Source organism: Desulfobotulus sapovorans DSM 2055, from assembly GCF_059569355.1.
Map to the genome: position 1 here is coordinate 182,617 of NZ_JCANVJ010000001.1, position 19,968 is coordinate 202,584.

Here is a 19,968-nt window from a genome sequence, read left to right on the forward strand (position 1 = left end):
GATGGAGTATAAAAAAACCCTGAACCTTCCGGTAACGGATTTTCCCATGAAAGCAGGTCTGACACAGCGTGAACCTGTGCAGCTGGCGGACTGGGAAAGCCGGAACCTTTATGCCAAAATCCGCTCCGCCAGTGCCGGACGGCCCAAGTTCATCCTGCATGACGGTCCTCCCTATGCCAACGGCAATATTCATATCGGTACGGCTTTAAATAAGATTTTAAAGGACATCATTGTGCGTTCCCGGCAGATGGCGGGTTTTGATGCCCCCTATGTACCGGGTTGGGACTGCCATGGTCTTCCCATTGAGCACAATGTGGATAAAAAGCTCGGCAAGAAAAAGGAAAGCCTCAGCACCGTGGAAATCCGGAAGGAGTGCCGGGACTACGCCAGGGGATTTATCGATGTGCAGCGGGAAGAATTTAAACGGCTGGGCGGCATGGGTGAGTGGGACAATCCCTATCAGACCATGGCCTTTGCCTATGAGGCGGCCATTGCAAAGGCCTGCGGTCTTTTTGCCTTGAACGGCGGCCTGTACCGGGGCAAAAAACCCATCCACTGGTGCTGCAGCTGCCAGACGGCTCTGGCGGAAGCGGAAATCGAGCACAAGGATGAGCGCTCCCCCTCCATTTTTGTGGCCTTTCCCCTGAAGGCGGATCTTGGCCTTGAAAAGCCTGTGGATGTTCTCATCTGGACCACAACCCCCTGGACGATTCCCGCCAACCTCGGCATCTGCCTGCATCCGGAGTTCACCTATGCGGCTGTGGATATGGGCAGCCGTATCCGCATTGTGGCCAAAGAGCTGGTTTCTGACCTCATGAAGACCCTTGGTCAGGAAGATTTTGCGCTTGTCGGAGAATGGACGGGAAGCGAACTTGAGAATCTTGTCTGCCAGCATCCCTTTTATGACCGGCCTTCTCCCATCATCATGGGCGGGCATGTGACCCTGGATGCGGGAACGGGCTGCGTACACACAGCTCCCGGCCATGGGGCGGACGACTACATCGTGGGGGGCCGCTACGGCCTTGAGCCCTATTCGCCCGTGGAGGATAACGGCTGCTATACCGCAGAGGTGGGGGAGGAGCTGGCCGGTCTTTTTGTGTTCAAAGCCAATGAGAAGGTCATGGAAAAGCTTGAGGCCGCAGGGTGTCTTGTCCATCGCATGGACATGAGTCACAGCTACCCCCACTGCTGGCGCTGCAAGAAGCCTGTGATCTTCCGGGCAACGCCTCAGTGGTTCATTTCCATGGAAAATAACGATCTGAGGAAAAACGCCCTGGAAGAGATCGACCGGGTGCAGTGGATTCCCAAGTGGGGCCGGGAGCGGATTTTCGGCATGATCGCCAACCGTCCGGACTGGTGTGTTTCCCGTCAGCGTTCCTGGGGCGTTCCCATTCCCATGTTCTACTGTGCGGACTGCGGCAGCCTGTTCATGAACCGGGAAACCGTGGACCGGGTGTACGAGACCTTCCTGGAGAAGGGGGCCGATGTCTGGTTTGAGCAGGAGGCCAGCCATTTTCTGGCAGGGGATGCAAAGTGCGCGGACTGCGGGGCCACCCGTTTTGTGAAGGAAAGCGATATCCTCGATGTGTGGTTTGACTCCGGTGTCAGCCACATGGCCGTTCTGGAGGAAAGAAAGGAGGTGCTTTCTTGGCCTGCGGATCTCTATCTGGAGGGCAGCGATCAGCACAGGGGGTGGTTCCACAGCTCGCTTCTCACTTCCGTGGGACTTAAAGGCAAAGCGCCCTACAAGTCCGTTCTGACCCATGGCTTTGTGGTGGACGGTGAAGGCCGCAAAATGTCCAAGTCTGTCGGCAACGTCATTGCGCCGGATAAGGTCATCCAGCAGCATGGGGCGGAGATCTTGAGGCTTTGGGTGGCGGCCTCGGATTATAAGGATGATGTGCGCATTTCAGACAATATTCTGAAACAGCTTTCCGAAGCCTATCGCCGTATCCGCAATACCTGCCGTTTTCTCATCAGCAATCTCTATGATTTTGATCCCGTCAAAGACGCTGTGGCGGATATCGCCCTCACGGAGCTGGATCGCTATGCCCTTCACCGTCTGGATAATCTTGTGGAGCGGGTGGAAAAGGCCTATGAAACCTATGCCTTTCACACCATCTACCATGGTCTGCACAACTTCTGTACCCTGGATCTCTCGGCCTTCTACCTTGATATCCTGAAAGACCGTCTCTACACGGAAGCCGCTTCCGGTGCTTTACGCCGCAGTGCCCAGACGGCCATGTTCCGCATTGTGGATGCTCTGGTGCGCATGATGGCTCCCATCCTGCCCTTTACGGCGGAAGAGGTCTGGACCCACATGCCCCTGTGGCAGGACAAGGAGGAAAGCGTCCACCTTGCCCTCATGCCCAGGCCCCTGGGACTTTCCGATGCAAGTCTGGTTGCCCGCTGGGACGGGCTTTCCCGCATCCGTTCCGAAGTGCTGAAAGTGCTGGAGGCGGCCCGCAGGGAAAAGACCATCGGCCATCCCCTGGATGCGGAGGTGTTTCTTGCAGCAACAGGTGAAGCAGCGGCCCTGCTTGCAAGCTTTGATGCGGAAATTTTGCAGAATGTCTTCATCGTCAGTGCCGTCACCCTCAGGGAGGGGGGCCAAGGGCTGAGTGCCACGGAAATGGAAGATCTTTTTGTGGGTGTAGGACGGGCTTCGGGTGAAAAATGCGTGCGTTGCTGGGTGCGGGATGAAAGTGTGGGAAGCTTTGCCCATCATCCGGAAATCTGTTCCCGTTGCAAAAAGGCCCTGGAAGCCATGAACCTCGGGTAGGGGCTTTGGGGATGCAGACCAGGGAGGACGGCAGGATGCTTCCCTGGCCTTTATGATGGTAAAAAGGGAGCCGGGTTTGCCCGGCTTCTTTGTCTTTCTCTGAAACCCTGAACCCCAGGAAAGTCATGATCCGCCAAAGACTTCTTTTTCTCCTCTGGATCACAAGCGCTGTGCTGATTCTCGATCAGGTGACCAAGCACCTTGTGCATACGGGCATGGCCTATGGCAGCGCCATTCCCATCCTTCCCGGTTTTTTTGACCTGACCCATGTGCACAATCCCGGTGGAGCCTTTGGCTTTCTTGCAGGGCAGGGAGTCTGGGTTCGTAAGCTGGTATTTCTTTTTGTTTCCGGTCTTGCCACCCTGATGATCCTGTTTTTTTATCACAGGACGCCCCAGGCCTTTTTATGTTTACGCACGGGGCTGGCTCTGATTTTTGGCGGAGCCGTGGGGAACATGGTGGATCGCATTCGTTTTGGCTATGTCGTTGATTTTTTTGATGTGTACTGGAAGGGATGGCACTGGCCGGCCTTTAATGTGGCGGATTCTGCCATTTGTATCGGCATGGCGATTTTTGTTTTTCATGTGCTTTTTAAAAAGCTTCCCAAAGGCTTTTAGTGCCTGTCCTGTCTTCCGGTTTTTTCAGTTTTTCTTTTAGGGGCGTTTTTTGAAGGCTTGTGCTTCTCCCTTTACCGAGGTTTTTTCCCATGGTGGAAATTCGTTATACGGAGCTTCCTTCCCTCTTGCAGCACCAGCAGAAGGACGGATTTTTTCCCGTTTACCTGGTGCATGGGGAGTCCTTTCTCTGTGATGCAGCCCTGCATCGCCTTGTGGAGACTCTGGGATCCAGTGATGCCCTGGAAAGCCTCGACGGTGCCCAGGTACGGCTGCGGGATGCTCTGGAAGAAACCAATACCTTTTCCCTTTTAAGTACGGGTAAGATTGTGGCCCTTCTGGGAGCCCGCCTCTTTGATACGGATACGGAGGCCCAGGCCCTGGCAGAAAAGGCGAAGAAGGCCCTTGAAAAGGGCAAAACAGCCCAGGCTCTGGCACCCTTTGTGCGTTATCTTGCCATCAAGGGGATAAGCCTTGAGTCCCTTGTTCCCGGAGGCCGGAAGAAGAAAAAGACCGAAGGCGAGGAACCCTGGATGCAGACCCTGGCCGAGGCCTGTCTGCAAAAGGGGATGAAGGTGCCTTCTTCCATGGATGAGGGGGAACTTCTGCTTCAGTCCATGGAAAAGGGATTTCCCAGGGGGCACCATCTTCTTATCACCGTGGATCAGGTGGATCGACGTCGGGTGCTGTATAAAAAACTTGCCGCAGCTGCCTGTGTGGTGGATTGCAGCGTACCTTCGGGTAACCGCCGTCAGGATCGTGAGGCCCGGGAAGAGATGATGCGGGCCTGTGTGGTGGGGGTACTGGGAAAGGCCGGGAAAACCATTGATCCCAGGGCCGCAAGCCGTCTTCTGGAGATGACGGGTTTTGATCTGCGCATCTTGTCCGCAAACCTTGAAAAGCTTGTGGATTTTGCAGGCGAGCGCAAGGGCATTACCTTAAAGGATGTGGAAGGTCTGCTGAAACGTACCCGTCAGGATCCCATCTTTGTGTTCACCGGTGCTGTGGCCGACCGCAACGCGCCGGAAGCCCTTTCGTCTCTGAAGGCCCTTCTGGAAGAAGGGATGCATCCCCTACAGCTTCTTTCCGCCCTGATCAACCAGTGCAGAAAACTGATGATGTCCATGGATTTTCTTCTTTCTCCCGGGGGCAGTGCCTGGACACAGCGCATGGCCTACGATGCCTTCACAGGCCGCGTACTGCCTCAGCTGCTGGCCCATGAGGAAGCTCTTTCTTCTTTGCGGGAAAGCTGGCAGCCCGAGGATGCCAAAAAAATGAAGGCAACGGATCTTCTTGTGGCGGGCAACGGGAAAAGTCCTTACCCCGTTTACCAGACCCTCCTGCGGGCGGAACGCTTCGGACTCCCTGCCCTGATCTTTGCCATGGGACTGCTTGCGGAGGCGGATTTTCGTATCAAGTCCGGTCTGGATCCTGTGCGGGTACTGGAATCCACCGTGATTCGTATCATCCTCGGGCCGGAGGAAAAGGCCGCCTGAGGCTTCCGCCAAGCATTGCCTCCCTTTTTTTTCATACAGTTCAGATTTCAACCCCGATACCGAAGTCTTTTCCATGGAGTGATCATGCCGAAAACCAAGATAGTCTGTACCATAGGCCCTGCCTGTGCCGATATTGCTGTGCTGGAGAAGATGATTCTTGCCGGGATGCGTGTGGCCCGTCTGAATTTTTCCCATGGCCTCCACAGGGAGCATGGGGCCATGGTGGCCCGCATCCGGAAAGTGTCTGAAAAACTGGAAATTCCTGTGGCCATTCTTCAGGATCTCTGCGGGCCCAAGATCCGGGTGGGAAAACTGCCTGAAACTGGCGTACGCCTGACTCCTGGAGAGGAGATTGTCCTTTCTGCGGAATCCTCGGGCGGTGCCGGTATTCCCGTGACCTATGCGGGGCTGGCAAGGGATGTGTCCGTGGGCGATGCCCTCCTGCTTGCCGATGGCATGATGGAGCTTTTTGTGCTGCAGAAGGGAGAAACGGACATTGTCTGCCGCGTGGTGACGGGAGGGATTCTGACCTCGGGAAAGGGCATCAACCTGCCGTCCGCCAGCCTCAGCATCCCTGCCCTGACGGAAAAGGACAAGGAGGATCTTCTTTTTGGTCTGGAGTGCGGTGTGGATTTTGTGGCCCTGTCCTTTGTCCGCAGCGGAGAGGATATCCGGGAGGTCAAGCGTATTGTGGCGGCCCATGGTCAGGATACGCCGGTGATCGCCAAGATTGAAAAGCATGAGGCCCTGGACAATATGCCGGAGATTCTTGCCGAGGCCGATGGTCTCATGGTGGCGAGGGGGGATCTGGGGGTGGAAATTCCCCTGGAGAATGTGCCCGATATCCAGAAAGATCTGGTGCGCATGGCCAATGGGGCGGGTAAACCCGTCATTATTGCCACCCAGATGTTGAAATCCATGGTGGAGAGTCCACGCCCCACACGGGCGGAAGCCAATGACGTTGCCAATGCGGTTCTGGACGGGGCGGATGCCATCATGCTTTCCGAAGAGACGGCCATGGGGGCTTATCCCGTAGAAGCGGTGCAGTACATGGCAAAGATCGCCAGCCGTGCGGAAACCCGTTTTCCCCATGAGCGTTACCGGGCAAAGCCCGAAAGCTGCGGTGTGCCCGAGTCCGTGGCCAGGGCATCCGCTGTCCTTGCCGACGAACTGGATGCCGCAGCCCTTGTGGCTCCGACCCGCAGCGGATTCACCGCAGCCCAGATTGCCCGCTTCCGGCCCCGTTGTCCCATTCTGGCCTTAAGCCCGGATGAGAAGATGGTACGAAGGCTTTGCCTGTACTGGGGGTGTATACCAAGGCTTTTTTCTGAGGAGAAGGATACGGATACCATGATTGAGAAGGCGGGGAATGCGGCTCTGGAGGCAGGGCTTGCCAGAGAAGGCAGCCGGGTGGTGCTGACCGCAGGCCATCCCATCTGGCAGCGGGGTACCACCAATATGGTGAAGGTTCGGATTCTGTAGGAAGCCTCTCTGGGAGAAGCGGGGCTTTTAAGTTTGCTCTCCCTTGCCGAGTTTGCGGTTCAGCTCGGCAAAAAGGGCCTTTTGCTTTTCCTTCTGTTTTTTCTGGAAGCTTTCAATTTCTGAGTTCCGGCTCTGGCGTCTGGATTGGAAAGCCTCTATTTCAGCTGTCATTTCAGGGCCTTCAACTTTTTTTGGCAAAGCTTCGATGGCCTGCATGTCCCGGATGAAGAGCCTTTCGGAGCCAGCCTGTTCCACCCTTTCCACAATGCCTGCCTTTTCCAGCTTGCGTACAAAAAAAAGGCCTTCTTCCGTGGAGATGCGGAGGAGGGCACAGACCTCGGTGGTATCCGGAGGATTTCCTTTTTTTTGATGGGCGGCAATGCGGATGGCGGCAGCCAGAAGATGGGCGGTTTCATGGGGGCTTTTTTCATGCATGGCGTTCTTCTCCATGGAATCAGGGGAAAGAGAGGGGGGGTTTTGGCAAGACCCGCCTTGACACAAAACCCGATGAAGGGTATCAGTTCAGGGGAATTTGTCAATGTGCATGGGCGTGGATGCTTTTATGAATTCTAATGAATTCAATAGCTTGCGCCTTTTATTTTTGACGTGATCATTTTAGATGCTGTTGTATTTTTTTGATAAAACGACCACCACCTAAGGAGATGAACCCATGACGGAAATCGTCGATGTCCGGGCCAGGGAAATCCTGGATTCCCGTGGAAACCCCACCGTTGAAGTGGATATCATGCTGGCCAGCGGTGCGGCAGGTCGGGCTGCCGTACCTTCCGGAGCTTCCACAGGGGTGCGTGAGGCCCTGGAACTGCGGGACGGAGAGGAAGGCCGTTACCTTGGCAAAGGAGTGCGGACTGCCGTCAACCATGCGATGGAACTGCTGGCTCCGGAGATTCTGGGCTATGATGTGACCGATCAGGTGGGACTGGATCGGGCCATGCTGGAGTGTGATGGCACGGAAAACAAGTCCCGCATGGGAGCCAACGCCATTCTGGCCCTTTCCATGGCTGCCGCCCGTGCGGGAGCCGATGCCTATGGTCTTTCCCTTTTCCGCTATCTGGGCGGTATTGCGGCCACGACCCTGCCTACGCCTATGATGAACATCATCAACGGAGGCGCCCATGCCACCAACAGTCTGGATATCCAGGAATTCATGGTGATTCCGGTCGGGGCGTCTTCCGTGGCCGATGCGGTGCGGATGGGAGCGGAAGTTTTTCACCATCTGAAAACTCTTCTCAAAAAGCGCGGGCTGAACACGGCCGTGGGCGATGAGGGGGGATTTGCTCCGGATCTGTCCACCAACGAGGAAGCCATCGGTCTCATCATGGAAGCCATTGCCGCAGCAGGCTACACAGCAGGTAAAGACATCGCCCTGGCTCTGGATGTGGCGGCCAGTGAATTCTATAAGGATGGTGCCTACCATCTGGAAGGGGAGGGCCGTGTCCTGACCGCAGCAGAAATGATTGACTATTATGAAGGGCTTCTGGATCGCTATCCCATCGTTTCCATCGAAGACGGCCTTGCCGAAGGGGACTGGGAAAACTGGGCCCTCATGACCAGGCGTCTCGGTAAGAGGGTACAGCTTGTGGGGGATGATGTGTTTGTGACCAATCCCGCCATCCTCAAAAAAGGTATCGAAGACGGCATTGCCAATGCCATCCTCATCAAGCTCAATCAGATCGGTACGGTGACGGAAACCCTGGAAGCCATTGCCATGGCCAAAAAAGCAGGGTACGCTACGGTCATTTCCCACCGCTCCGGAGAGACGGAGGATACTTTTATTGCGGATCTGGCTGTAGGACTGAACGCAGGTCAGATCAAGACCGGCTCCCTTTCCCGCAGTGACCGTGTGGCCAAATACAACCAGCTGATCCGTATTGAGGAAGAGCTGGGTGAAGCTGCCGTATATGCCGGAAATGTCTTTCCGTTAAAATAGAAGGTCAGTATAGGATTGCCTGGATCAAACAGGCAGGCCGTAGGTCGGGGGCAGGTTTTGTTTGTGCCTGCCTTCAGGCCCCAGGAGGGAGAGGCGCAGAATCCGGGGCAAGGCCAGAGGCGGAAAACAAAGGCTGAATCAGAGTGCGGATCAGATATGCTTTTAAGCTGGCAGGAAAGGGAGGTTTCCATGGGGAGGATGCGCAAGCTTGCGGGATTCTGGCTGTTGTGTTTGTTGCAGCCCTTTTCTGTTCAGGCCTTTGTTCCTGAAGGCCCCCACCTTCTGGATCTGATGGTGCGTGCCATGGGCTGGTCTGAGGGCGTGCGTATGGAAGTACTTGTGGAAATCCCAGGGGAGGATTTTGGAGAAAAACCGTCTCGGGTGGCGGAAACTTTATTTTTTAAACTTCCCGGGGCATTCCGGAGTGAAACCCAGGATGGCAGACGTCTACGCCTGGGAACGGTCTCAGGAGATTTTCTTCTGATACTGAATGGAAAAAATGCGGGACACCCCCCTGGTCTGGAGGACCTTTTTTACCTGCCCCTGCTGGTGCGTGACAGGCATGCCCTGATTTCGCTTCTGGAAAAACAGGGCATGGATCTGAGAAAAACGGGTCTGATGCGTTACGGAGGACGTATCTGCTATCGATTGGGGGCAATGGAAGGATCGCATCTTCTGATCGATAAGGAGACCCTTTACCCCCTTGCCATGGTTTTGCTGCGACAGGAAGACGGGCGCCTTCTGAGGGAAATCGTTTTTCATTATCGGGACTGGCGTGTATTCTCCGGAGCTGCATGGCCCATGCGGATGGATGTTTTCGGAGAGGAACGTTTGCTGTTGCAGACCATGGATGTGCAGACGGTAACGCCAGAGACCTTTTCCGACGCACTTTTTTCTCTGGAAAATATGCGGATGCAGTATCCTGTTTCTCATCGGGAATCCTTGCCGGAAACCCGGGAGATGGAGTCCCTCCGGGAAGTGGAGGAGGGGTTGGATCGTTTGCGCAAGCGCTATCACTAGGCCATGGTCAGAACTGTTGCGGCCTTTTTTAGACTTCTTTCAAGCTGGGAATATTATGGGCAACAATACCACAAAATATATTTTCGTAACCGGCGGTGTCGTTTCTTCCCTGGGCAAGGGGCTGGCATCGGCTTCCATCGGAGCTCTCCTGGAGAGCCGGGGGCTGCGTGTCACCATACAGAAGCTGGATCCCTATATCAATGTGGATCCCGGCACCATGAGTCCCTTTCAGCACGGAGAGGTATTTGTTACCGATGACGGTGCGGAGACGGATCTGGATCTTGGGCATTATGAACGTTTTATTTCCGTCCGCATGGGGCGGTTTAACAACTTTACCACAGGTAAGATTTACAATGCGGTGATCCAGAAGGAAAGACGGGGAGAGTATCTGGGCGGGACGGTGCAGGTTATTCCCCATATCACCGATGAGATCAAGGAAAGCATCCGCCGTATTGGCCGGGATGTGGATGTGGCCATCATTGAGATTGGCGGTACCATCGGGGATATTGAAAGTCTTCCCTTTCTCGAAGCCATTCGCCAGATGCGGGCCGATGAGGGTAAAAACAATGTGCTTTATATCCATCTGACCCTGGTGCCTTACATTGCCACGGCGGGGGAGTTGAAAACCAAGCCTACCCAGCACAGTGTCAAGGATCTCCGGGCCATCGGTATCCAGCCGGATATTCTTCTGTGCCGGACGGACCGGCTTCTCAGTGAGGAATTGAAGCGTAAGATCGGCCTTTATTGCAATGTGGGTGGGGATTGTGTCATTACGGCCAAGGACGTGGACTGCATCTATGAGGTGCCCATTGTTTACCATCAGCAGCGTCTGGATGACAAGATATGTGACCTGCTGGGGATCTGGGCCAGGGCACCAAGACTGGAAGTCTGGGAGCGCATTGTAAGGGGTTTCCGTCATCCGGAGAGTGATGTTCGTATCAAGATTGTGGGAAAATATGTTAACCTTGCGGATTCTTATAAAAGTCTGAATGAATCCCTTTCCCATGCCGGTATTGCCAACAGTGCCAGGGTAATCTTTGATTTTGTGGATTCAGAAGAATTGACCCCGGAAAACGTTGCAGAGCGCTTGGCTGACGGGGATGGTATTCTGGTTCCCGGTGGTTTTGGGAAGCGCGGGGTTGAGGGGAAAATTCTCGCCGCCCGGTATGCACGGGAGCAGAAAATTCCCTATTTTGGTATCTGTTTGGGGATGCAGGTGGCTGTTATTGAATATGCCCGGAATGTGGCAGGTGTGGAGAAGGCGCACAGTACGGAGTTTGTTCCCAATACGCCGGATCCGGTGATCCATCTTATCAAGGAGTGGCTGAATCCCCGAACCGGAGAGATGGAATATCGGGATGTGACATCGGAAAAGGGAGGCACCATGCGGCTGGGAGCTTACCCCTGTAACTTGAAGGAAACGACCATGGCCTTCCGGGCTTATGGTGAGGCTGAAATTTCTGAAAGGCACCGCCATCGTTTTGAATTTAACAATGCCTATCGGGAAGTACTGGAAGCTGCGGGGCTGATTTTTTCCGGTATGTCCCCCGATGGCGGGCTGGTGGAAATGGTGGAAGTGGACAAGCACCCCTGGTTTGTGGGATGCCAGTTTCATCCGGAATTCAAGTCGAGACCCATGGCAGCCCACCCGTTGTTTCGGGATTTTATTGCAGCCTCGCTTGCCAATAAGCGTTCTGTCTGAATGCCGGGTCGTTTTGTATCGACAAGAGGATAGGATCTGGTTGGTGGAAATGCATCTGCGGGATGCTTGCAGGAGATATTTTTCAGGTCGGAACCCAGTGTTCCGGCCTGAAATTTTTTATTTTGAGTACTCCCCTGACTCAGCCATTCCCATGCCTGCTCAAATGATGATGCGTCAAAGTACCTGTCAGAAAAAACAAAAAAAGCGATCGTCCCGCATGTAACACTCGGGACGATCGCCAGAATTTTTTAAATTTTTAAATTAGCCCAGGGGAACTACCTTGTCAGCGGCCGGACCCTTCTGGCCGTTAACAATATCAAACTGAACCCGCTGACCTTCCTGAAGGGTTTTGAACCCGCTGGTCTGGATCGCAGAGAAGTGTACAAACACATCCTGGCCGGAATCCGTAGCGATAAAACCAAAACCTTTTGTCTCATTGAACCATTTTACAGTGCCTTCTGCCAATTTCTTCTCCTTAACGTCTGTGTGTATCTAATGTGGTGCTCAGAATTGGCAGTTTGTGGAGTTGTACAAAAACCCAAAGGGGTAATGTATCGTCCATTTTTATTTTCCGCCAACAGCATTGCACCTGCTGAATGTTCGGATACTAAAGAATCGGGGGGGGGTTGTCAATCATTATTTTTTTTATCCTCAAAAAAATCTGATTCTTTTGTCAGCGAATCCCCACCCGCAAGGGGGAATATGCAGTTCATGCTCTGAATGGCAATCCCCATGCTGCGCTGTTCCGATGGGGAAATTGCCAGAGTTTCGTTCAGACCATTTTTAATCTGGTCAATGGTGTCGGGTAAATCAATAATGGTGGAATAATCCGAAAAACGAAAGTCGAAGGGAATACAGATCATCAGAATGTTTTCCGGTCTGTCCGGCAGGCTGACCTGCATGTCAGCTTCTCCCAGAAGGATATTCGGTTCTTCCTGAAGAATCCGTATTGTGATGAGGACGCATTCGAGATTGGAGGGCAGATCCGGATCTTCGGCCAGTAAGATTTTCAGACGTAGAAGTACCTGATGAAAGAGTTCTTTGATAAAAATATCTTCCATTGTCCGGCGATCAATATCGCATTCTTTCTGAAGGAGATCACCAATACGGATATGCTGATTCTGCATCCGCAGGAACCGCTGCCTGGAAAGAGCCTGGCTTACCTGTTCGGGTGTTGCGAGACCCTTTTCAATGAGCAGTTCGCCAAAGCGCGCGGTAAGGGGAATGCGTGTCATACCAATACTTGGAATCATTGGATTTCCTCGTACCCTGGAATACCATGGATTTTGCCGTTGCGGGAATCCATCTGCCTTCCTGTTTTTTTACGGACAGAACAAAGAGGGATTCTGCGGCAATGTGTAAAAAACGGATGGGGTCAGACGCGGGTATTCTTACAGAAGGAGAAGAAGGCTGCAAGCAGGAAGAACCTGCTCCAGATTTTTAACTTCCTGCTGCGGGCAATATGCTTGTCCGTGAGGTCTTTCAGGGAGCACAGATAATGGAGATCCGTTCTTCCGGATTTCCTTTCCGTCTTCGGATAACATGGGCTGTTCCGGATGTAGGCCGTGCTTCCATAACGGTACGGGTGGCAGGGGTTTGAGCGTTTAAGGCTTTGTTTTCTTTTATCATTTTTGCCAATTGTGCTTCAATGCGTGCTTTTTTTGCTTTGTCCATAATGTGATGTTCGTATCCGTTTGAGGTAAAATAACTGGAAGTTTTGTGTTCCGGTACGGGATGCCGGAGAGGGGAATCCGGCGTCATGTTGCAAGGAAGGGGGATGGTAAACAATTCGAATCAAAAAAATTATTCCATGAACAACCCACACGGGTAGTGCATCAATCCCGGGAGAGAAGTTTACTGGACGATTCTCCTGAGATGCAAATACCCATTTTGCTTTGGGATTGTGCAGGGAAAACTAATCTGTAATTAAGTGATTGATTCTTTTTGGAGAAACCCTTCTTCAGGAACCCTGCTTGTACAAAGTAACGAATGGCATATATCCTGAAAGGATCATGAGGGCAACAGAAAAAGCGAAAAATGTATGATTTTTTTGATACGATACCCAGAATTCGGTATATAAGGTGGATTCTGTCCGTTCAGAGGGGAGCAAGGTAATTTTTTTGTTTATGAGGAGTGTTTATGAAAAGGGTAATTTCCCCTGAAATGCGAAGGGGCTTCTGGTTGGTGGGCAGTCTGGTTCTGCTCTGGGTGGGGTTGAGCCTCGGAGTCCCATGGGCGGTGCGTTACATACTGGAGGGAAAGCTTCCGGAGCATCTGGGACAGCAGATTTCCGTTGGCAAGATTCGATTTTCTCCCCTTCGTTTTTCCCTTGAGATCCAGGATTTTGTTTTGGGACAACCCGAAGATCCCGGTATACGTATGGGACGGGTGGGGCTGGATATCGGGGTGGTTCGGAGTCTTTTTTCAAGACAGCTTGTGATCAGCAGTCTTGATGTTGAAAATCCTGCCTTCCATATCCGTTTGGAGGCGGACGGCCGTTTGAATTTTGGTGGTATCCCTTTTCCGGAAGAGCAAGGGCAATCGGATGGGGAGGTGGAGAAAAAAGGGGAGGAGACGTCGGGCAAGCCTTTTCCCTTTTTGATTCAGAAGATGGATCTCCGTGGGGGGAATGTCCATTTTCAGGATGCAGGACGTGATTTTTCGGAAAGTCTTACCGATATGCGGCTGCGGGCTTTGCTGCTGGGAACAGCACCCGACAGAAAGGGCCGTTTCTGGGGGGGATGGCGTCTGGAGAAGGGCGGTACCTGTTCCCTTGATCTCAGTCTTGGGCTGAATCCTTTTTTTGTGAAAGGTCATGTGGGGGCTGGGGGGATTCCCTTACCTCTTTTCGAGCCCTATTTTCCCGGTATTTTCGATGGGTATCTGGCCTCAGGATTGTTTTCCATGGGGGCGGATCTGCTTTTTGCGGACGGTGATTTTTCTGTTCCTCACCTGAAAGGTCATCTTTCGGATCTGAATATCCTGCATGGAGACCATACTCCTTTTTTCAGTATGGAAACGTTGCGCTTTTCGGGGGGGCCTCTGCGTCCGCTTGCCCAGGACTACAGAATGGAAACGATCCTTTTTGAGAAGCCCAAATTCCATGTGGAAAGGACAGAAACCGGTATTCGTTTGCCCTTTCTTGAAGCCTATGAGGCCGGTACGCAGGATGTTAAGGGGAAAGAAGAAACGGAGGTAGCATCTGTAGCCATGGAAGCGGCCCGCGAAGGGGAAGCCTTGTCCCTTCTTTCCTGGAATTTGGACCATCTCCTGCTCGAAGAAGGAGAAATTTTTTGGCATGATCCCCTGATAGCCGGTATGGGGGATGGAGGGTTCAGGGGGAAGGTGCAGGGGGTTCATCTTGAGGGCTACTCCTTTGCTTCCGGGGAAGGACACAGGGGGCGTTTGCGTGGTGGCTTGAACCTGGAAAGTGGCGGACGTCTGATATGGCATATGGATCTTGGACTGACGCCTCTTTCTGCGAAAGGCCATATCCGTCTTGATCGTTTGCAGCTTCCCGTATTTGCTCCGTATTTTCCGGAGCAGTTTGACGGAAAGTTGACTTCGGGAGCTTTTACCCTGTCGGGGGATTTTCTTTTGGATGGGAAGGACTTCTCCATCCCCCAGCTTGAGGGTGAACTTTCTGCCCTGGAAGTGCGGTTTACCGGAGGGGAGCCTTTTTTCAAGATGGAAAAACTGGCTGTTGTTGCTGGTCCCCTCGAACCGTTGAAGAATACCTGGCATGTGAAAAAGGTGCAGCTGCTGCAACCGGAATTTTATGCGGAACGTACGGCTGAGGGTATACGCCTTCCCTTTGCCATGACGATACAGGATGGAAAGGCGGAGCCTGATTCCGGTCTTCCCTCAGATTCGGAAGCAAAGGGAGAAAAGATATCGGATCTGTCTTTTTCGCTTGGGCATTTTTCCCTTTCCGATGGCAAGGTTCGTTACCGGGATTCTCTTCTTGAAGAAGAAGCCCGACTGCGCCTTGATGCCCTATACCTGGATATAAACGATCTGGTCTTACCGGGAAAAATTCCCTTCCCGTGGCGTTTTTCTGCACGCCTGGACGGGGAAGGGGAGATTCGGTCTGAGGGAACCTGTCTTCAGGAACCTATTTCCATTTTGGCAGACTTTGCCCTCGAAAAAATTGCATTGAAAGCAGCTTCTCCCTATTTGAAAAAATATGCCGGACTTGTGCTTCCCAAGGGGGAATTCCGTTTGGTAGGAGGGCTGGGATGGGATACTTCCGAGGGGCTTCGGATACAAGCGGATATGGGGGTTTCGGATCTTAGCCTGCGGCGCTCCGATGAACGGGATGCTTTTTTGCAGATGGGAGTTTTGGATATCCATGGAATTGAGATGCGGGAAAATCCTCCCGTTATTGCGATGAAAGAGGGGTTTTTACGGGAAGCAAAATTTTTGCTGGATTATGACCCCGAAGGTATCCGACCCTTTGTAACGCTTTCACCATCCGGAGATTCTGAGGACACTGGGGGAGGAGAAGAGGAGAAAGAACCGGAAGATGCGGGGGAGACTTTCCGTTTCCGCATGGATACTTTTCGTATGGAAAATAATCGTTTCAGTTTTTATGATCGCTCTGTAAATCCTCTTTTCCATACGGAAATCAGTGCTGTTTCCGGGGTGTTTCAGGATGTGGATACCGGGGATGCACAAAAAAAATTCGGCCTGGAAATGACAGCGCTCAAGGATGGTCAGAGCCCCGTTTTTTTGAGTCTCAAGGGACGGATGCCGGATTTTTTAGACGAGACCACTCTGGATTTTCGTATAGAGGATGTTGAAATGGCAGGTCTTTCTTCCTATGCAAGAACGTATGCGGGATACCCGCTGGAGCGGGGCAAGATGCGGGTTGATCTTGACTGGCGTGTACGGGAAAATTATCTGGATACACGCAATCATCTGCACCTGAAAGGCCTGCGTCTGGGGACGAGGATACCAGATTCTGATGCGCCTAATATACCGTTGGGGCTGGCCCAGGCTTTGCTGGAGGATCGTCATGGTGTGATACAGATTGATCTTCCCGTTACCGGTGATGTGACGGATCCGCAGTTCCGCATTGGACCTACCCTCTGGCGGGCTTTTACGGGTTTGATAATGCGCATGGCCACATCTCCCTTTACGGCCCTTTTACATCTTGGGGGAGAAGAAAATAGTCCGGAGGTGCTCTTTTTACCGGGTAGCAGTGTTTTAGAGCCTCAACATATTGAAAAGCTTAGAATTCTTGGGAGAAGTTTGAGGGAGAGGCCTCTCTTGCAGCTTGAAATGATGCCTGTGACAGGAGACGCGGACAGGCAGGCACTGGCCGCTGTGCGGGTGGAGGCTGAAATTGCCGGAAAAATGGCAAAGGGCATGGACAGGGAAGCGGCCCTTGTCTCCCTTCATATGGAAAAAACGGGCGGAGAGCCAGAGTCCCTTGAAAGGGCTCTGGAAACCCTTCTTCGTCTGGAGCCGGTGGATGAAGGATTGTGGCTGGGATTGGAACGTGAGCGGATACTGTCGGTGCGCCGGGTGCTTGTCGAAGAAGAAAATATTGAAGTTTCAAGGCTTTTTCGGCATGAGGGGCGAGTTGATGGGCCGCCTGCCGTAAAATTTTCCCTTACGGTAAAATAAGACAGAAAAGAAAGCAGATGCCTTTTTCTTTGAAGCAGATCTTCGTAAAATTGACCTTCTCAACTTGACAAGGCCGGCAGGGATGCACATAATACGCCATATAAAGAAAACGAACCAAAGAAGCAGCGATAATACGCGGGTTTGTGTTTCTTTGACAATCAGGGAACGGGAAGGGTACCGTCTGATACGCTTTCAGCGATTGGCGGCGAAGACGCCGCACCTGCCTTATGATTAAGAACCCACCGCCCTCGATAGAAGGGCTTCTTCATTGAGAATCCTGCCTGTGGGTGGCCGTTTCCGTTCCCCATCTTTGTGATTCTTCTAAGGAACTCACATCAGAAAACCCCGGATTTCCATAGGGAATCCGGGGTTTTCTCTTTTTATTTTACCGTTTTCTTGTTTCCGGTGCGAACACAAAGCCACCGCCCTTTTCATCCCAGTCGGCTTCACACCAGTACCCCAGCTCTGCCGCTTTCTGGAATACAAGGGGGGGATTGAACACCGGTTCTCCGTCGGGGCCGGGCGTAAGCAGCTCCTCAATCCGGGACAGGTCTTCATCATGAATAAAAACAACGGGATCTTCGGGAGCTTTCTGACCGAAACGGGTTTCAAGCAGGTCGTTTAGGGAATCGTAAAACATGTTCTCTCCTGTTCCTGATGTCATGGTTGAACAAAAACCGCCTTGCTGGAAGCCTTTTAGAAAATTCTGGTTTGATTTTCAACCATCAAGCATTCTGCGTACGGTACGGGCCAGATGATGCTGGGAAAAGGGTTTCATAAGGTAGTGCTGGATCCCCATGTCTTGTACCATGTCAGGGGAGATGGCCTCCGAAAATCCTGAACAGAGCAGGATGGGCAGATCCGGACGCGTTTTCAGCAGATGGCGTGCAAGGAGACTTCCTGTCATGCGGGGCATGACCTGATCCAGGATTACAAGGTCAAAGGCCTTGGGATCTTCCCGAAAAATCCGGAGGGCTTCTTCGGGCCGTGATAGGCATGTCAGCACATAGCCGAGATCGGAGAGCGTGGCTTCTGCAAGACGCAGGATATCCGGCTCATCATCCACAAAAAGAATACGTTCTGTACCATGGAGCCTTTCCGGATTGTAAGGAATATTTTTGGGGTTCTGGTTTTTCAGGATAAGGGGTAAATAAACGGTGAAAGTGCTTCCTTCTCCCTCCCTGCTTTGTACCCGTATGGTGCCACCGTGCTGTACGACAATCCCATGGCTGATGGAAAGTCCCATCCCCGTTCCTTTTCCCTGGGGCTTTGTGGTGAAAAAGGGTTCAAAGATACGCCGGATGCAGGCTTCGGACATTCCCGTCCCTGTATCCTTTACCATGAGCACCGCATAGCTTCCTGGTTTCAGTTCAGGATCTGCGGCATTCATGGCAAGATCGATTTCCCGCTTCCTGAGATCAATGCGCAGAGTTCCCACATTGCCCATGGCGTAGGCGGCATTGGTGCATAGGTTTGTGATAACCTGATGAATCTGTGTGGGATTTCCTCCCACATCCAGGGGGGAGGGGTCGTGGGTAAAAAGGATTTCCAGGGTGGAGGGCAGGCTGGCTCTCAGGAAGGTAAGGGCTTCCTGGGTGGTCGTGATCAGACAGAGGGACTGCATTTCCGGGATATGGGTTTCGCTCCGGGAGAAGGAAAGGATCTGGCGTACCAGATCCGCTGCCCGTGCACAGGCCGTGATGGCATTTTCCATTAAAGGTTTTGCACGATGGCCCTCTTCCAGGCGGGTGAGTGCCAGTTCCGTATAGCCCAGAATGGCGGAAAGAATATTGTTGAAATCATGGGCGATGCCACCGGCAAGGGTACCAATGGCTTCCATCTTCTGGGATTGAAGAAGGCGGTTTTCCATTTCCTGCATCTGGGTAATGTCACGCAGTATGACGATGGCGGCTCTTTTTCCCAGATGGAGTCCCTGATAGGGGTAGCCTGCCACGTCAATGTGGCGGAGTCCCCATCTGGGAAAATTCCAGGAGAAGCGGAAACGTACCGTTTCTCCATCCAGGCAGCGTTGCAGCGGGTCTTGGAACTTGCGGGTGAAAAGGGTAGATTCTGTGACCCGGCTGATGTTTTTGTTTTGAAGTTTTTCAGGAACGGTTCCAAAGGCCTCGGCACAGGCCCGGTTGACCAGTACAATCCGAAAATCTTCGTCAATGAGGGCAACGGGATCCTGGGAGGCGGCAACAACGCCCTGATACTCCAGAAGCCGTTCCTCGGTCTTTTCTCGTTCTGTGATTTCCTTCTTCAGCAGATCAAGGGAGTGTCCCAGCGCTTCATTGTTGGCTTTGAGATCCGCATACAGGGAGGCATTGCGCAGGGGGGCAAGGGCCTGCCGGATGATGGTTTCTGCCAGCATCAGTTCCTTTTTTCGCGGGCAGTCTCCCTGAATCCGTGATCCGACAACAACAAAACCCATGATGAAACTTCCACCCGTTACCATGGGAAAAAAAAGATCCATGCCCATTTCCCGGAGGGGGGTAAGGGAGGCAGGAAGGGGGTCTTCCAGCCGGATATGAAAAGGAGAGCCATTCAGGAAAAAAGGATCCGGAATATACAGGCAGGGGGCACATTTTTTTTCAGGATGTGTAGTTTCGACCACAAGGGTAAACTGTTCTCTCTCCTCTCCTGAACGGAGGTAAATGGCTCCATGGGTGCAGGTCAGATAGCCCATGATGGAAAGAAGCAGCTTTTTGCTGATGGAAAGGGTATCCAGATCTGTGATGAAAGTTGCAGTGGTTTCTTCCAGAAGCGCCAGCTCAAAAACTCGCCGTTCAAGCTCTTCTTTATGGTTTTTCAGATCCTGCTGGGTGTGGAACTGCCTGAGGGCCATACCGGCTATGGCCGCAAGTTTCAGGGTACAGTCATGGTGTTCACTGCTGGCTGCTGTTGCAGGTTCCACCCAGATGAGAATTGCCAGCAGCGTTTCCCGGCTGTATACGGGAAGCAATCTGGTGGCAGGCGAGAGACTTTTTGGCGCAGGGAGGATTTTTCTGGGAGCAAGATTTTTCAGAAATGCTGTGCTGGCCTCAAACTCAGGGAAAAGAGATTTTTTTCCCTTTGGAGTGTTTTCGTAAAAACAAAAATGTGTTCCCTGATTTTCTGCGGGGAGTCCGAGCCAGTTCTCCATCCCCGTTGTCTCCCGGAAAAAAATTTGAAATAAAAGCTGAAAATTTTCAGGGCTGGTGCTTTCTCCCAGGCGGTTGAAAAAAAGAAACAGGGCATCATTGGATGGATTGGAGGAAGGAGGCTGGTTCACGCTGGGAGGGTTCATGGAG

Annotated in this window: 13 protein-coding genes; 8 read left to right on the forward strand and 5 right to left on the reverse strand. The window is 52.6% G+C overall.

The genetic code is table 11. The features are described from left to right. Window position 1: 1 nt before the first annotated feature. The 4 genes from ileS (at window position 2) to pyk (ending at window position 6,374) form a co-directional block, all read left to right on the forward strand. Entirely contained in the window at window positions 2-2,782 is a 2,781-nt protein-coding gene (gene ileS / locus BR04_RS00705) for an isoleucine--tRNA ligase (protein ID WP_496354060.1), read from the forward strand. Window positions 2,783-2,907: 125 nt separating this feature from the next. Beyond that, on the forward strand, window positions 2,908-3,399 hold the full coding sequence (gene lspA, locus BR04_RS00710; RefSeq protein WP_496354061.1) for a signal peptidase II: 492 nt from the start codon (window positions 2,908-2,910) through the stop codon (window positions 3,397-3,399). 89 nt (window positions 3,400-3,488) lie between these two features. Next, entirely contained in the window at window positions 3,489-4,892 is a 1,404-nt protein-coding gene (gene holA / locus BR04_RS00715; RefSeq protein ID WP_496354062.1) for a DNA polymerase III subunit delta, read from the forward strand. A gap of 84 nt (window positions 4,893-4,976) precedes the next feature. Further along, entirely contained in the window at window positions 4,977-6,374 is a 1,398-nt protein-coding gene (gene pyk, locus BR04_RS00720) for a pyruvate kinase (RefSeq protein WP_496354063.1), read from the forward strand. 27 nt (window positions 6,375-6,401) lie between these two features. Here the strand turns inward: pyk and BR04_RS00725 are convergent, their stop codons facing one another. Further along, the gene (locus BR04_RS00725) at window positions 6,402-6,809 is read right to left on the reverse strand and encodes a hypothetical protein (RefSeq protein ID WP_496354064.1); all 408 of its coding nucleotides are present in this window, start codon (window positions 6,807-6,809) and stop codon (window positions 6,402-6,404) included. A gap of 235 nt (window positions 6,810-7,044) precedes the next feature. Here BR04_RS00725 and eno point away from each other — a divergent pair, with 235 nt between their 5' ends. The 3 genes from eno (at window position 7,045) to pyrG (ending at window position 11,044) form a co-directional block, all read left to right on the forward strand. Continuing rightward, entirely contained in the window at window positions 7,045-8,322 is a 1,278-nt protein-coding gene (gene eno / locus BR04_RS00730; protein WP_496354065.1) for a phosphopyruvate hydratase, read from the forward strand. A gap of 189 nt (window positions 8,323-8,511) precedes the next feature. Beyond that, a complete protein-coding gene (locus BR04_RS00735) occupies window positions 8,512-9,342 on the forward strand; it encodes a hypothetical protein (RefSeq protein ID WP_496354066.1) in 831 nt (276 codons plus the stop codon). A gap of 55 nt (window positions 9,343-9,397) precedes the next feature. Then, window positions 9,398-11,044: a CTP synthase gene (pyrG, locus tag BR04_RS00740; protein WP_496354067.1), complete on the forward strand. Its 1,647-nt coding sequence runs from the start codon at window positions 9,398-9,400 to the stop codon at window positions 11,042-11,044. A gap of 261 nt (window positions 11,045-11,305) precedes the next feature. On the opposite strand, the gene BR04_RS00745 is transcribed toward pyrG, so the two are convergent. Together BR04_RS00745 and BR04_RS00750 are read right to left on the reverse strand one after the other, a co-directional pair. Beyond that, window positions 11,306-11,509, reverse strand: coding sequence for a cold-shock protein (locus BR04_RS00745; RefSeq protein ID WP_144685304.1), 204 nt, complete (start codon window positions 11,507-11,509; stop codon window positions 11,306-11,308). Between the two features lie 164 nt (window positions 11,510-11,673). Next, window positions 11,674-12,297, reverse strand: a complete 624-nt coding sequence (locus BR04_RS00750) for a hypothetical protein (protein ID WP_496354068.1) — start codon at window positions 12,295-12,297, stop codon at window positions 11,674-11,676. A gap of 886 nt (window positions 12,298-13,183) precedes the next feature. Between BR04_RS00750 and BR04_RS00755 the strand changes: the two genes are divergently transcribed. Then, entirely contained in the window at window positions 13,184-16,675 is a 3,492-nt protein-coding gene (locus BR04_RS00755; protein ID WP_496354069.1) for a DUF748 domain-containing protein, read from the forward strand. Window positions 16,676-17,060: 385 nt separating this feature from the next. On the opposite strand, the gene BR04_RS00760 is transcribed toward BR04_RS00755, so the two are convergent. Continuing rightward, window positions 17,061-17,315, reverse strand: coding sequence for a hypothetical protein (locus tag BR04_RS00760; protein ID WP_496354070.1), 255 nt, complete (start codon window positions 17,313-17,315; stop codon window positions 17,061-17,063). 78 nt (window positions 17,316-17,393) lie between these two features. Continuing rightward, window positions 17,394-19,964, reverse strand: coding sequence for a hybrid sensor histidine kinase/response regulator (locus BR04_RS00765; RefSeq protein WP_496354071.1), 2,571 nt, complete (start codon window positions 19,962-19,964; stop codon window positions 17,394-17,396). Between the last annotated feature and the right edge of the window lie 4 nt (window positions 19,965-19,968).